Below are 14201 nucleotides of genomic sequence, written 5' to 3'. Positions count from 1 at the left end.
TCGCGGCGTGACGCTCACTGCCTTGGGACTTGCATGGCTGGTTCGCAGCGCGCAGTGCGGCTGCTCATCGACCGTGCACCCGTACATCTTGGGACGTTTCTATCCGAAGCAGGTGCGGCGGAGCAAGGCGGCCCTTTCTGGAAGTTGGAGGATCGCACGGCCGAACCTCGCCGAGCCTTGTCGGGCCCCGACGGAGCTCGCTCCCCCTGCCCCTAGGGGAGGCTTGGTTCCGGACCTTTTCCAGGCGCCCGTCCGCCCAGAAGGCCTGCATGATAAATATCGAGAATTGTTATTGTTTCCTTCGTTGAATGCGGTCGGACGGCGCTGCGTCCTCCTCCGAGGGCGCTGGTGTGGGGCGCGCTGCGTGTGATCGCTCTGTACCCGCAGAAGATCGACGAAATTCGCGGGATCGGCGCGCGCGGCGCGGCGAGCTCATGAAGCGGCCCGATGAACGCGGCCTTGGGGGACGACCTCCTGCCGGCGTGCGTTCCGCCGGCTCGTGGGCAGCACCCCCTTGACCTCGGCCGGTGCGACGCCTCTGCAGCCATGGCTTGTGCTTGACCGATGGCTTCGGCCACGGGATAGCGCCTCGGATGCGTGACGTGCTCAGCCGGGCCGAGCCCCGTGAGATCGAGCTCAACCCGGGGACGACGAGGGGGCGCTCCTTCTGCGCGCTCACCGTGGGGACGGCGGCCTTGGCGTGCGCCATGTCGCTCGGCGCCGACGCGCGCGCGGAGCTCGGCGCGGTTCACCCTGAGGTGCTCTCCGCGCACGTGGCTGTCCGCGCGGCGAGGGGCCCCGAGGTCTACGGCGCGTTACGTGAGCTCTGGCGCACGTGGGACCGCGCGGATCCGACCCAGGTCGAGGAGGCGATCGCGTCGATCGCTGAGGCCGGCGCGACCAGCGCGCCCACCCAGGTCTATGCGGAGCTCCTCTCGGCGTACGCGCGCAGGCGTCGAGGTGATCTCGACGGAGCGGTCGCGAGGATCCAGAAGCTCGGGTTCATCGGCCGCTGGGCGACGATCGGACCGTTCGACAACGAGAACAAGGGGGGCTTCGAGCGGGCGTTCGGGCCCGAGGAAGATCTCGAGCAGCCGGTGGCTGCGGGCAGGACGTACGACGGCAAGGCGCGCGCGGTCCGCTGGCGCGTGCCCCCCGAGGCGCCGCAGTACGGGTGGTTTGATTTCGGCGATTTCATCCGTCCGGTGGAGAGCGTCTGCGGCTACGCGACGACGTTCGTCCGCGCGAAGGCTGGGACGCGCGCTCCTCGGCCGATCTCGATCTGGGTCGGGGCAGACGGGGCGTTCAAGCTGTTCTGGAACGGCGCGAAGGTCCTGGCCGATCCGGGGTACCGCGAGCTCGACATCGATCGGTTCGCCGCGCCGGTGACGCTGCGGCCCGGCTACAACCGCTTGACGATCAAGGTCTGCGGAGGTGCGTCGGCGCCCAAGTTCGCGCTGCGCATCGGCAACGAGAAGGGGGCGCCGGATCTTGATCTGGATGTGACCTCGGACATCGGAACCCAGGTCACGGCGCCTCAGGGGGAAGCGGCTGACGCGAGGCGCGCGGGCGGGGCGCGGGCGCAGGCCGAAGGGTCAACCTCCGGCGCGAAGCTCGCCGCGCGCGCGGCTGCCATCGAGGGGCCGATGCAAGCGTTCGAGCGAGCCGCGGGCGCCGCTCGACCTTCGCCCGCCGTGTTGGAGGCGTTCGCGCGGTACCTCATGCTCACCGGCGGCGACGCCGAGGGGGAGCACAGAGCGCGCGATCTCGCTCGGCGCTCCGCCGAGGCCGAGCCGAGCGTGCGTCGCTACCTGCTCGCGGGTCAGCTCTCCGAGGACAGGAACCAGCAGCGCGCGTGGATCGAGCGCGCCGCCGCGCTCGCGGGCGGTCGTGAGGACATCGACGTCCTGCTCTCGCAGGCTCGGCTCGCGCAGACGAGCCCGAACTGGCGGGAGGCGGCTCCGATCTACGAGCGCATCCTGGCCTCCGATCCCGATCATGTCGCGGCCGTCCTCGGGCTCATGGACCTCTACGTGGAGGCTGGGCTGAAGCGCACCGCGCTCGCCACGCTGGAGCGGGCGCTCGCGCGCCAGCCGAGCAGCGTCTCGCTCCTCCGCGCCTCGGCGGCGCAGCTGCGCGCGCTCGGGCGCGACACGGAGGCCGCCGAGATGGAGGCGCGCTACGCCGCGCTGCGGTTCGACGACTCGAGCTTCCTTCACCAGCAGGTCGAGCTCGCGGTGGCGCGCCGCGACCCTGCCGGCGCGGAGCGCTGGATCGAGCGCTTCCTCCGCAGCGAGCCTGACTCCGTCTGGGCTCGCACGGTCGCGGCGCGCACGTACCGCGCGCTCGGCCAGGGCGATCGCGCCCTCGCGGCCCATCAGCGCGCGCTCGCCATGGCGCCCGAAGACATCGGAACGCTGCGCGCTCTCTCGGACCTCTACGGCGAGGAGGGAAACCGAGAATCGCAGCTGGAGATGCTGCAGCAGATCCTGGCGATCAGCCCTCAGGCGAAGGATGTGCGCGAGTACATCGAGCACATCGAGCCGCCGAAGCCGCGCGCTGATGAGGCCTACGCCTGGGCGCCCGACCGCTTCCTCCCGATGCGGCGCAACGCTGACCGGCAGTATCCCAAGCGCACGCTGCGCAACCTGACGGTCACCACCGTCTTCCCGAACGGCCTGGCGAGCCGATTCCGGCAGGTCGTCTTCCAGCCGCTGACGGACGAGGCTGCGGCGAGCGCCCGGCAGTACGCGTTCGAGTACCAGGCCGATCGCCAGACCGTCAGCCTCCGTGCCGCGAAGGTCTACCGAGCAGACGGCAAGGTCGACGGGGCGATCGAGAGCGGGGAATCGGGGGCGAACAACCCGGCGCTCGCGATGTACACATCGGCGCGCACGTTCTACGTCAGCTTCCCGCGGCTCAACGCCGGCGACGTCGTCGAGCTGCGCTACCGCGTCGATGACGTCAGCCCTCGCAACGAGATCGCCGATCACTTCGGCGAGATCGAGTTCCTCCAGGGGGATGAGCCGATCGCCAGCAGCGAGTATGTGCTGATCACCCCGAAGACGAGGCAGTTCCACCTCTTCGCGTCCGACCTCCCTGGCCTCGTGCGCGAGACCAAGGAGGACGCCGGGCGGCGCATCTTCCGCTTCTCTGCCGCCTCGGTGCCGCCGGTGGCGCCCGAGCCGGCGATGCCCGCGTGGTCCGAGATCCTCGCGCACGTCCACGTCTCGACCTTCAAGACCTGGGACGAGGTCGGCTCCTGGTACTGGGGCCTCGCGCGTGAGCAGTTCGATGTGGATGATGAGGTGCGGAAGCGGGTGCGCGAGATCACGAAGAACCTTGCCGACGATCGGAGCAAGGTCCGCGCGATTTACAAGTACGCGACCGAGACGCGCTACGTGGCGCTCGAGTTCGGCATCGAGGGGATTCGCCCGAGGAGGTGTGCGCAGACGCTCGCTCGTGGCTGGGGCGACTGCAAGGACAAGGCGACGCTGATCGTCACGATGCTCCGCGAGATCGGCATCCCAGCGACGATCGTGCTCGTGCGCACCCGCATGCGAGGCGACATCGGGCCGGAGCCCGCGAGCCTTGCACCGTTCGACCACGCGATCGCGTACGTGCCGTCGCTCGATCTTTACCTCGACGGAACGGCGGAGCACTCGGGCTCGACCGAGCTTCCGATCATGGATCGCGGAGCGATGGCGCTTCAGATCAACGAGGGCAAGCCGAAGCTCGTTCGCCTCCCGGAGCCTGCTCCCGAGGCCTCGGTCGTGCACCGGAACGTCGACATCGCGGTCAGCGCTGACGGATCAGCTCAGCTCGGGGTCGACATCCAGGTGGCCGGTGCGTCCGCGCCGGAGTGGCGGACCCGCTACATGGCGGAGGGGACGCGCCGCGACCGAGCAGCTCGTGACCTCGCCACGGATTTCGGCGCGGTCGAGCTGGCCCCCGGGAAGGCCGGGGTCGAGGTGAACGATCTCGAGGACATCGAGCAGCCGGCGAAGCTGCGGGCTCGAGGAAGAGCCGTCGCGCTCGCTCGAAGGGAGGGCGACAGCCTGTCGGTCCCGGCTGTCCCCACGCAGCGTCTCGCCACCGAGTTCGCCTCCCTCTCGGCGCGCACCCGCGACGTGATCATCCCCGCGCTCACCACGCGCCGGGACGAATGGACCATCCGGATCCCTGCCGGGTGGCGTGTCACCAGGGCGCCTCTGCCCCAGGACGTGGACACCCCCTTCGGCAAGTTCTCGCTCTCGGTCGAGCAGTCCGCGGGGAAGATCGTCGTCCGCAGTCAGATCTCCCTTACGAAGTCCCGGATCAAGCCGTCCGAGTACATGGCCTTCCGAACGTTCTGCGAGACGGCGGACCGCGTCTTCGGTCAGCGGGTGGTGTTCGGAAAGTGAGCGACTGAGCGACGCCCTGACCCCCGGCCCGTCGGCGCGCCGACCGGCCCCTAGCCGCTGCCTGGGCACTTGACAACCCCACGCCGGATCGCCATAAAGCGCCCCCTCTACGCATCCCTGCGGCGCAGAACAGCCTCTCCGGTGGTTCGGAGCGGTGGCCGCCGGGAGCGATAGGCATTCGGATCGAGGGCATCATGCCGAAGATGAAGACCAACCGCGCCGCGGCCAAGCGCTTCAAGGTGACCGGCTCCGGCCGCATTCGCCGCAGCAAGGGCGGGCTCAACCACTGCATGCAGGAGAAGAGCAAGAAGCGTCTGCGTCGTCTCCGCAAGAACGACATGGTCGATTCGGCGATGGAGAAGCGCGTCAAGTTGCTTCTTCCCTACGGCTGACCCTGGAGCAGTGAGGTAAATTACCGATGCCGCGTGTAAAGAGAGGCTTCAAGGCCCGTCGCCGTCGCAACCGTGTCCTCAACCAGACCGAGGGCTACTTCCTCGGCCGAAAGAACCGCTTCCGCCAGGCGGTTGAGGTGCTCCGCCACGCCTGGGAGTACGGCTACATCAGCCGCAAGCTCAAGAAGCGGGATTTCCGTCGCCTCTGGATCACCAGGATCAACGCTGCCGCGCGCCTCAACGGCACGACTTACTCCCGCCTCGTCAGCGGGCTCAAGAAGGCAGGCATCGCCCTCGATCGGAAGATCCTCTCGGAGATCGCGATCCACGATCCTGCGTCGTTCGGCGCCGTGGCGAAGCTCGCTTCGCCCGCAGCGGCGAAGTGACGGCTCCGCGGGGGTGGTCTTGAGCCCGCCGTTCGACCACCCCGATGCGGAACGGTCGAAATTGGCCAAGGCCGCCTCCCGTTCCTTGTCAGTGCCCGATTATCCTAATATTTCGTATATTTGACTCGCCTCCGTTGCGAGCGCTCCCTTGGGTTGCATCGCAGACGTAGAGTTCGGGTGCATCCCTCAGGCGGGGACGTGCGGCTGCCGTCGCTGACGCTGATCAGCATCATCAGTGTGAGGCAATTAGGCACCGAGCAAATGCGCAGCGTGCATTCCGTGCGCACCTGCTATGCACCACCGATGGCACCCTATGATCGTGCGATCAGGGTAAACTCCGACCCAGCCCAGTCCGCTGGCGACTGGCCGACCGTTCGTTGTCTCTCAGGGGCTCTGCGTCCCCAGCCGAGGCCTGACCGACCTAAGGCGTGATCCCGGTCCCCTCCCAGGGGACAGACTTAGCGATAAATTCCGCTGAGGCTAAACAATTTGCCGGAATTTCTAACTTTCCAGGCGGTCTGTCGCGAAAAATAACCTTCTCCGCCTTCGTCCGTCGGGTGAGGGCTCGACATTGCCATCGGGAGGCCCAGGTTCAGGAAACATCGAAGCTCACTGAGAGAACGGCCTCAGCGGCTAGGTGCGGGTTCCTACACGCTGGAAAAGACAGCGAAGTTCCCCTGCCTGTGCTTGCGAGGGCGGACCCACCGAACCGCGGAACGCTGGCGAGCTCGAGGTGTCCCCAAGGAGAACAGGTTGCCGATGTTGTTGCGTCCCCGAAAGCGTACCCAGCCATGCAGTTCGGCTCGGTCGCAGCGAAATGTCTCGCTCGACAGGACATGGACAGCGCCTTCCGCTCTACATAGCGCACCCAGGCCGAGCTCTCAAACAGGAGAAGCGGGAACGCACGCTAAAAAAGGCACTGTTTTTGCTTCTGGAGCTGGGCTGCTACCGGGGACTGGCGCAGGAGCATCATTCTGCAAGAGCAGACCTGCCTCAGGTGAGAAGAGTTCGACCGGAATCAAAAGAAAGCACCAGCGGTTGCCAGTTTCAACAGGGGCTCCTTCGGTCAGCTCCTCCCCTCTGTTTGGCACGAAATCGTCTCGCCTGCCGTCAAAAGGTGGCGAGACATTTCAATCTCGCAAGGTCAGCCGTTTAGAAGTGAACGCCGACACAAAGACCAAGATGAGCACGTCGACCGCCCGCCGTCCAGAAACTGCGCGGAGAAACGCCAAGTCCTCTGTTGTAGGTGCCTCTGCGCGGCTCGCGGCATCCAAGAGCTCGCAGGGGGCCGAGACCGCATCGGCTCCCCGGCGGGGGGCATCGCAGACCACCGAGTTGGAGGTCTCCGAGGTCGAAGATTTCGGGGACAACCAGTCGCCGCGCTCGCACTTTCAAGGAGCTACCACCGTGGAGGGAGCCGCCATGAGGTCGACCAAGAGCAACGCCACTGTAGTGAAGGGCGACCCGCTCGCTCAGGGTGGGACGGCCACGCCGGAAATCGCAGCGCTCGGCCTTCTGGAAGACGACCAGACGGAGGAGACGGCTGTGCGACCCCGCCCGGCCGAGATCCTCGATGAGGAACGGGCGGCTGACTTCATCGATCTGGACCTTGGACCGCTCGATCGGCTGCCTCAGCCCGAGCGCGCGAGGAACCAGGATCGGGAGCTGAAGGATGTCGAGGACGGGGGCGGTGACTCGATGCTCGCCCGCTATTTCCGCGACATGGCGCTCCACCCCGTCATGGGGCCGGACGAGGAGCTCGACACCGCGCGGGCGGTCGAGCGCACGGAGGTGGAGCACTGGGTGGCTCTTCTCTCCTACCTGCCTGCGGCCGAGTACATCCTCACCGCGCTCGAGGAGGATGTCGCCAAGGCGGGTGAGGACGAGGTGAAGGCTCCTCAGATCGCGGAGATGCAGAAGCTCGTTCGCCTGGCGAAGAAGCAGAAGGGAAAGCTGCTCGCCGAGCAGGAGAAGCCGTGGACCCAGCTCTCCGAGGAGCTCGCTGCGGCTGTCCGTCTGCCTGACTCGGATCGCCTCTGGATGGCGCGTGCCTTCAGCATCGCGCGCGATCTCGTGCGCGAGCCCGACTTCGAGGACGACGTGAGCGATCCCGAGGAGACCCGCCCCACGCGGCCGAGGCTCCCGATGTCTGGCTCCTACCGCCGTTACCTCGATCGGGTCGAGCGATCCTTCCAGGCGCAGCACGACGCGAAGAACCGCTTCGTGAAGGCCAACCTGCGGCTCGTCGTGTCGATCGCGCGGCGCTACAACCGCGGGCGCCTGCCGCTCATCGATCTGATCCAGGAAGGCAACATCGGCCTGATGAAGGCGGTGGAGCGCTTCGACCACAGCCGTGGCTACCGCTTCTCGACGTATGCATCGTGGTGGATCAGGCATGCGATCAGCCGCGCCTTGGCCGACAAGGGCCGCGCGGTCCGCATCCCGGTCCACATGCTCGATACGTACAACCGCGTGGCGCGGGCGACGCAGGCGATCATCGCGCGCACGGGGCATGAGCCGACCATCGAGGAGCTCGAGAAGGAGACGGGGGTTCCGCGCGAGAAGCTCGACAAGGTGAAGGACTTCTACGCGGAGACGCCTTTCTCGCTCGATCGTCCGGTCGGTGACGAGGATGGACGCAAGTTCATCGACTTCCTCCAGGAGGAGAACGCGCTGTCGCCGTTCGATCACCTGGCCAACAGGAAGTGGAGCGACGAGGTCCGGCGTCTCCTCACCACGCTCACGCCGATCGAGTCGCGGATCATCCGCTGGCGCTTCGGCCTCGACGACGAGGACGAGCTCACGCTCAAGGAGATCGGCGACAAGTACAACCTGTCGCGCGAGCGCATCCGTCAGCTCCAGGAGCAGGCGCTCGGGAAGATCCGCAAGCAGATGCGCGACTACTGAGCGACGAGCTCAGCACGAGTCGGTGAAGCGGCCGCGCGGCGTCATGCTGCGCGGCCGCTTTGCGTGAGCCGCCCGAACACGCACCTGCGTGGGGGCGCGCCGAGGTGAGCGGGAGCCGGAGCTCACCGCAGCCCAGCGGGCCGACACGAGACAGCCCGCGCTCTCACGGCGTGCGTGCGTCCTTCCAGAGCTCGTCGGCGAGCGACTCGACGAAGTGGTCGATGGTCCTTCGCGCGGGGTCGATCTTCCCTGGGACGTCGGAGGCGAGCACGGCGAAGGCGATCGGGGAACGACCAGGGGGCGCGAGGATGTAGCCAGACAAGGCGACGACCGAGGCGAGCGTTCCCGTCTTGGCACGGATGGCGCGCTCCTTCGACCACCCACGGAAGCGGCTGCGCAAGGTGCCGTCGACACCGCCGATCGCGAGCTGCGCGGTGAAATCTGCGCCGAGCGCCGGATCGAGAAGCGCGGCGCGCAGCAGCCGGACGATGGCCTCCGGCGATGCGCGAGCGGCGTCGAACAAGCCCGAGCCGTTCCTCAAGACGACGTCCTGTCCGAACGCATCGAGCTCCCTGAGGGTCTCGCCGACCACCTCCGCGGCACCCTCGGCTGTGCCGGGGCGCCCGCGCTTCTCTGCGGCGAGCGTCTTGAAGATCGTCTCCGCGTAGAAGTTGTCGCTGTCCTTCCCGAGGGCGGAGAGGAGCTCGCCGAATGGCGCCGAGCGGTGGGCCACGAGGAGCCGCTTCTGGCGCTCACCGCCGAGCCGCACCCCGCCGGAGACGTCGACGCCCACCTCCAGCAGCATCTCCTTGAGCGCATACGCTGCGACCAGGCGGGGATCGTCGACTCGCCTCGCCAGGCTCACCGCGCGGCCGCCCTCTGGGATGTGCCCGCTGAGGTGCGCGACGAGGCGCTCGCCGTTCGGTTCGAGCCGGACCCCGAGCTTCTCTGGTGTGCCGCGCCTCGCGGTGGTCACCGTGCCCTGGAGCAGCGTGAAGCCCGGGGGATCGATCGCGACGGAGGCAGCCTGCCCCGCCTTCGACGGGCGCACCGTGAAGAGCAAGGCGTTCGCGTTCAGCGAGGCTGCCGCGACCGGGGCGCGGAAGGCCGCCCACTCCTCCGGCTGCTGTTCGAAGGCCGGAGGCACGTAGCGCGTGTCAAAGTAGCCCTGGTCGATCGCGATCGCCGCGACCTTCCGGACGCCGGACGCCCTCAAGGAGCGCGCCATCTCCCAGAGATCACGCGTCCTGAGGGAGGGATCGCCCGAACCCCGGAGCACGAGCTCGGCGACGGTTCCGTTCGACGCGTCCCCATAGAGGCCGGTCAGGTAGCGGTAGCTCGGCCCGAGCAGGCGAAGCGCGGCGGCTGCCGTGAAGAGCTTCGCGTTGGATGCAGGGTTGTACAGGCCGCGCTGATCGAAGGCCGCGAGCGCTGCGCCGCTGGCGACGTCGAGGGCGAGCACGCCGACCCGTCCCCCCAGGCGGCGCACGTCGGTAACGAGCGTCTCGACCCGCGCTCGAGCGCGCTCAGGGTCGATTTTTCGAGGTTCGTGCGACGCGAGGGGCGCTGGGGGCGCGCTCGGAGAGACGGGGGCTCCCTGGGTCGGCCTCGCTGTGGGGGTCGAGCGGTCAGCGGGAGCGGCGCCGCTGTCGAGCGGCTGGGAGCCGCCGGGGCGGGCGAGGAGCGACGAGAGCACGAGCGCGACCGCGGAGACTGTACGGCGGGGATGTCGAGGCATGAGATGTCTCCGCCTCTACAACGCCTCCACCGCGGACGCCTCCTCCGGTCGACCGGTCGTCGCAGCCCGGCGTCGCTCATCGGTGCGCGCGTGTGCGCTCGGGGTTGTCCTCGGAAAGGAGAGCTTGCTAGGGTGCGCGCAGACGCTCCTTCACGCTCTGTTCGAAGGGAGGACACCGTGTCCCAGCAGCATTCGACCCGCGCGCTCTTGCCGCTCATCATCCTCGCGGCTGCAGCATGCTCCGGCGCCAAGCCCAAGCAGGCAGGGGAAGACTACAACTTCGATCAGGCACCGTCTGATGTTGCCGCACCCGCTGAGACGGGGAGCTCCGGCGCCGAGGCGGGGAGCTCCGGCTCCGAGGCGGGCGCGTCGGCGGACAGCGGAGGCGGGCTCAACCCCGATCAGAAGAAGCAGATGGAGATCGCCCTGCGACGCGGAGGGGACAAGGCGGCGAACTGCGCCGAGGTTGTGTCCAACGCGCCGACGGGCGAGGGAGAGGTCAAGGTCGTGTTCGACGGCCAGAAGGGACGCGTGACCGACGTGTTGGTCGGGCCGCCCTTCGCAGGGACGCCCGCCGAATCCTGCGTGAAGCGCGCCTTCGTCGGAGAGATCGTGCTGCCGTTCGAGGGTGATCCGCTCGAGGTCCCGTACACCGTGAAGCTGCCGTCCAAGAAGTCGGGCGCCGGAGCTTCCGGAACGAAGACGCCATGAAGTTCGCCTCGATCGCCGTCGTCGCCGCGCTGGGGTTGGCTGCTGCCTCTGCCGGCGCGGAGGAGCCGGCGGCGCCTCCGCGGTACCCGCCGTCCTCGGCACGCGTGAAGGTCATCGTCGGCGGGGTGGCCGTGACGGCGCTCGCCTACGGCGCGGCGTTCCTCGCCGCATCGTCATGGCCGGAGGTCCCTGGGGCGAGCGAGCTGAAGATCCCGATCGCTGGTCCATGGCTCGCGCTCGCCAAGAACGGCTGCGCCGCGGACGATCCGGACTGCGGAGCGACGCTGTACGTTCGCGGGGCTCTCACCGCCATCGGTGGGCTCGCGCAGCTCGCCGGTCTGGGTCTCGTCGGCGAAGGGATCTTCATGACCACGGAGGCGCGCTCGGCGCAGCCTTCGACCCCTGCGGCGCTGACGGTGCGGCCGGCCCCGGTGATCACCGCGACCGGCATGGGCATCGGCGTCGTCGGCACGTTCTGAGCTACCGAGAACCGCGCGGTGATGCGCCGACGCTCGCTCACCGGCGGCGCCATGGCAACAGCGCGGGGCCGCAGACGGGCTTGCCCGTCATCCGTCCGATGCGCTCGATCATCAGCTCGACGCTGGCGCCGTACGGTACGCGCTGATCAGCGCTCCCACCGAAGACGCGGCCCGCTCCGATCACGTCGCCCGCGCGCAGCTCGATGTGGTTGCTGATGTACGCGACGGACTCCGCCAGCGAGAAGGTCCACTCGCCAACGCGCGAACAGGAACGCGTCTCGGCGTCGACGCGGACCTGGGTCCGCAGCGCCTCGACCGAGCCGAGCTCGTCGGGCGTGACGAGGACCGGGCCGAGCTGCGTTGCAAAGTCCTTCGCCTCCGACGGTGGGAGCCCGCGCACCAGCGACCGCGCCTCCAGGCTGCGCGCGGTCCAGTCGTTCAGCACGGTGTAGCCAGCGATCGCGCGCTCCACCTCTTCCGGGGTGGCGCGCCGCAGATCCTCGCCGAGGACCACCGCGAGGTTCAGCTCGTAGTCGGGCCTGTCCTCGAGCGGGGGGAAGGGGATCTCGGCAGCATGTCCAAGCAGCGCGCGGCTGTTGCCGAACCGATACCAGGGGCGCTCGGCGCCGTGCGCGTAGGGGCCGAGCTGGATGTACGCCGCGCGGTCGGTGGCGCAGGGAGGCAGCCACAAGATCGTGGCTGGGTGCAGATGCGTCGACGCGGGACGATCTCCGCTGAGCAGCCGATCATCCAGCGCGTGAAGGCCGGCGCAACGGAGCGCCACCACGCGCGTGTGAAAGTCCGACACGCCGCGGATGTCCGCGAGCTTCGTCCCGAAGTGGCGCTCTAGCTCCGCGACGTCGTAGAGCGCTCCGTCCCGTTCGAGCGCTACGATCGGGGTGGACGTCGCGAGCTGGAGCACGTGCGCGATTCTCATGGCGTGACCAGGCCCGCCGGGAGCCGGCGGAGCGTACCATCCCGGTCCGCCGAAGCTCTCAGGCCGGCGGAGCCCCCAGCACCTACGCCTGCGGCCGGCGGTCGGCGTCCGATCCCGAGGGACTCGACCCTTCTTGGGACATCGGATTGTCCTTTGCATTGACGCGCTGGGAGAGCGGCCTAGAATGCCGGCGGATTCAGAGCGGCATCACGTCGCGCAGGCTTGCCGTGGGTCCCTGCCGGTTGCAGATGGGCTCGTACGGCAGGTCAGGTTCTGTTGCCGGCGCGGGGTTCCCCGTCGCGGGGTTTCCTCCGGCTTCGGTCCTGCTGACGGGGCCGTGCGGCTTGTAAGCCGGGCAAGGTATTTGCCGTGGACAGCCGACCCTCGGCGGCGCTCACCTTGGAGCGCCGCTCGAGGGACTGGTTACAGGCGCGCACACGGCGCAGCGGAGCGATGGGTCATGAGCAAGCGGACCAAATTCGTCTTCGTCACAGGCGGAGTCGTATCGTCGATCGGCAAGGGACTGGCTGCGGCCTCGATCGGGGCGCTGATGGAGTCCCGTGGGTTGAAGGTCACCCACCTCAAGCTGGACCCGTACATCAATGTCGATCCCGGCACGATGTCCCCCTACCAGCACGGCGAGGTCTTCGTCACAGACGATGGGGCGGAGACCGATCTCGATCTCGGGCACTACGAGCGCTTCACGCTCGCCCGGATGAGCCGCCAGAACAACTTCACCACCGGCCGCGTCTACGAGGCGGTCATCTCGAAGGAGCGCCGCGGCGAGTACCTCGGGGCGACGGTGCAGGTGATCCCGCACGTCACGGACGAGATCAAGCTGCGCATCCGTTCTGCTGCGGACGGGGCTGACGTCGCGATCGTCGAGGTCGGCGGTACCGTGGGTGACATCGAGTCGCTTCCGTTCATCGAGGCGATCCGCCAGCTCAAGGTGGAGTCGGGCGCGCAGAACGCGATCTCGGTGCACGTCACGCTGGTGCCGTTCATCGCGACGGCGGGCGAGCTGAAGACGAAGCCCACCCAGCACTCGGTGAAGGAGATGCGCGAGATCGGCATTCAGCCGGACATCCTCCTCTGCCGCTGCGATCGGCCGCTCCCGCGCAGCATGAAGGAGAAGATCTCCCTCTTCTCGAACGTCGCCGTCGACTGCGTGATCGCGGCCGTCGACGTCGACTGCATTTACGAGCTCCCCCTCGTGCTCCATGCCGAGGGGATCGACGAGAAGATCACGGAGCTGCTCAACATCTGGGCGAGGCAGCCGGACCTGTCGCCGTGGCAGCGCATCGTCGAGCGATTCAAGAAGCCGTCCCGCGGCATCGTGAAGATCGGCGTCGTAGGCAAGTACGTGCACCTGCGCGACTCCTACAAGTCGCTGCACGAGGCGCTCGTCCACGGCGGGCTCCACAACGACGTGCGGGTCGAGCTCGAGTACATCGACTCCGAGCAGATCGAGGCGCGCGGCGCGCCCGAGCTGCTGTCGAACCTGGACGCCATCCTCGTGCCCGGCGGCTTCGGCGATCGCGGGACCGAGGGGAAGATCGAAGCCATCCGCTACGCGCGTGAGGAGAAGATCCCGTTCTTCGGGATCTGTCTCGGCATGCAGCTCGCGGTCGTCGAGTACGCGCGCCACGTCTGCGGCATGACGGGAGCCAACTCCGTGGAGTTCGATCGCAACGCGGCCGACCCGGTGATCGATCTGATGCCCGACCAGAAGGGGGTCGTCGAGAAGGGCGGGACGATGCGCCTCGGCGCGTACCCGTGCGTCCTGGACAAGGGCTCGATCGCCGCGGAGGCGTACGGGCAGACGAGCATCAGCGAGCGGCACCGGCATCGGTACGAGGTGTCGAACAAGTACCGCGAGGCGATGGTGCAGAAGGGGCTCGTGCTCTCCGGGACGTCGCCCGACCAGCGCCTCGTCGAGATGATCGAGCTGCGTGAGCACCCGTACTTCGTGGGCTGTCAGTTCCATCCCGAGTTCAAGAGCCGCCCCCATAGCGCGCACCCGCTCTTCGCGCGCTTCGTGCGCGCCGGTCTGGAGCGCCAACGCGAGCGCAACAAGGCCGAGAAGCCGAAGCCCGGCGATTCTGCCGCCGCCCACACCCAGCAAGCTGCCTCGTCCGTCAACTAGAGCGGGGTGCACGGGTTCGTGCGCTACGGGCTCAGTCGCTAGGCGGGCGAGTGAGGCGTACGAAGCTACGCCGCAGCGAGCCGAACGACGCGGATGAGCGCG

General features: G+C 68.1%; 9 protein-coding genes. 7 read left to right on the top strand and 2 right to left on the bottom strand.

Annotated elements, in window-relative coordinates:
- Positions 1 to 593 precede the first annotated feature (593 nt).
- From WME73_RS40305 to WME73_RS40290, 4 genes are all read left to right on the top strand, one after another.
- Positions 594 to 4403, top strand: a complete 3810-nt coding sequence (locus tag WME73_RS40305) for a DUF3857 domain-containing protein (RefSeq protein WP_437913055.1) — start codon at positions 594 to 596, stop codon at positions 4401 to 4403.
- A 194-nt stretch (positions 4404 to 4597) separates the two neighbouring features.
- The gene (rpmI, locus tag WME73_RS40300; RefSeq protein ID WP_012239854.1) at positions 4598 to 4795 is read left to right on the top strand and encodes a 50S ribosomal protein L35; all 198 of its coding nucleotides are present in this window, start codon (positions 4598 to 4600) and stop codon (positions 4793 to 4795) included.
- Between the two features lie 26 nt (positions 4796 to 4821).
- Positions 4822 to 5181 (top strand): 50S ribosomal protein L20, encoded by a 360-nt coding sequence (gene rplT, locus WME73_RS40295; protein WP_012239853.1) that lies wholly within the window; start codon positions 4822 to 4824, stop codon positions 5179 to 5181.
- Positions 5182 to 6603: 1422 nt separating this feature from the next.
- Complete coding sequence (locus tag WME73_RS40290) at positions 6604 to 8088, top strand: sigma-70 family RNA polymerase sigma factor (protein ID WP_437741573.1); 1485 nt, start codon at positions 6604 to 6606, stop codon at positions 8086 to 8088.
- A gap of 163 nt (positions 8089 to 8251) precedes the next feature.
- On the opposite strand, the gene dacB is transcribed toward WME73_RS40290, so the two are convergent.
- A complete protein-coding gene (gene dacB / locus WME73_RS40285) occupies positions 8252 to 9826 on the bottom strand; it encodes a D-alanyl-D-alanine carboxypeptidase/D-alanyl-D-alanine endopeptidase (RefSeq protein ID WP_437913054.1) in 1575 nt (524 codons plus the stop codon).
- 177 nt (positions 9827 to 10003) lie between these two features.
- Between dacB and WME73_RS40280 the strand changes: the two genes are divergently transcribed.
- Together WME73_RS40280 and WME73_RS40275 are read left to right on the top strand one after the other, a co-directional pair.
- Positions 10004 to 10537, top strand: a complete 534-nt coding sequence (locus WME73_RS40280) for a hypothetical protein (protein WP_437741571.1) — start codon at positions 10004 to 10006, stop codon at positions 10535 to 10537.
- Complete coding sequence (locus tag WME73_RS40275) at positions 10534 to 11016, top strand: hypothetical protein (RefSeq protein ID WP_437711171.1); 483 nt, start codon at positions 10534 to 10536, stop codon at positions 11014 to 11016. Before WME73_RS40280 ends, WME73_RS40275 begins: the two co-directional genes overlap by 4 nt.
- A gap of 37 nt (positions 11017 to 11053) precedes the next feature.
- On the opposite strand, the gene WME73_RS40270 is transcribed toward WME73_RS40275, so the two are convergent.
- Positions 11054 to 11953 carry a fumarylacetoacetate hydrolase family protein gene (locus WME73_RS40270; protein ID WP_437741570.1) on the bottom strand — a complete coding sequence of 300 codons (900 nt, stop codon included), beginning with the start codon at positions 11951 to 11953 and terminating at the stop codon, positions 11054 to 11056.
- Between the two features lie 460 nt (positions 11954 to 12413).
- On the opposite strand from WME73_RS40270, the gene WME73_RS40265 reads away from it, so the two are divergent.
- Positions 12414 to 14099 (top strand): CTP synthase, encoded by a 1686-nt coding sequence (locus WME73_RS40265; RefSeq protein WP_437545102.1) that lies wholly within the window; start codon positions 12414 to 12416, stop codon positions 14097 to 14099.
- Positions 14100 to 14201 lie beyond the last annotated feature (102 nt).

It is taken from the genome of Sorangium sp. So ce302 (assembly GCF_051530145.1).
Classification (GTDB): domain Bacteria; phylum Myxococcota_A; class Polyangia; order Polyangiales; family Polyangiaceae; genus Sorangium; species Sorangium cellulosum_B.
This window is presented reverse-complemented; position numbering and strand designations above follow the sequence as displayed.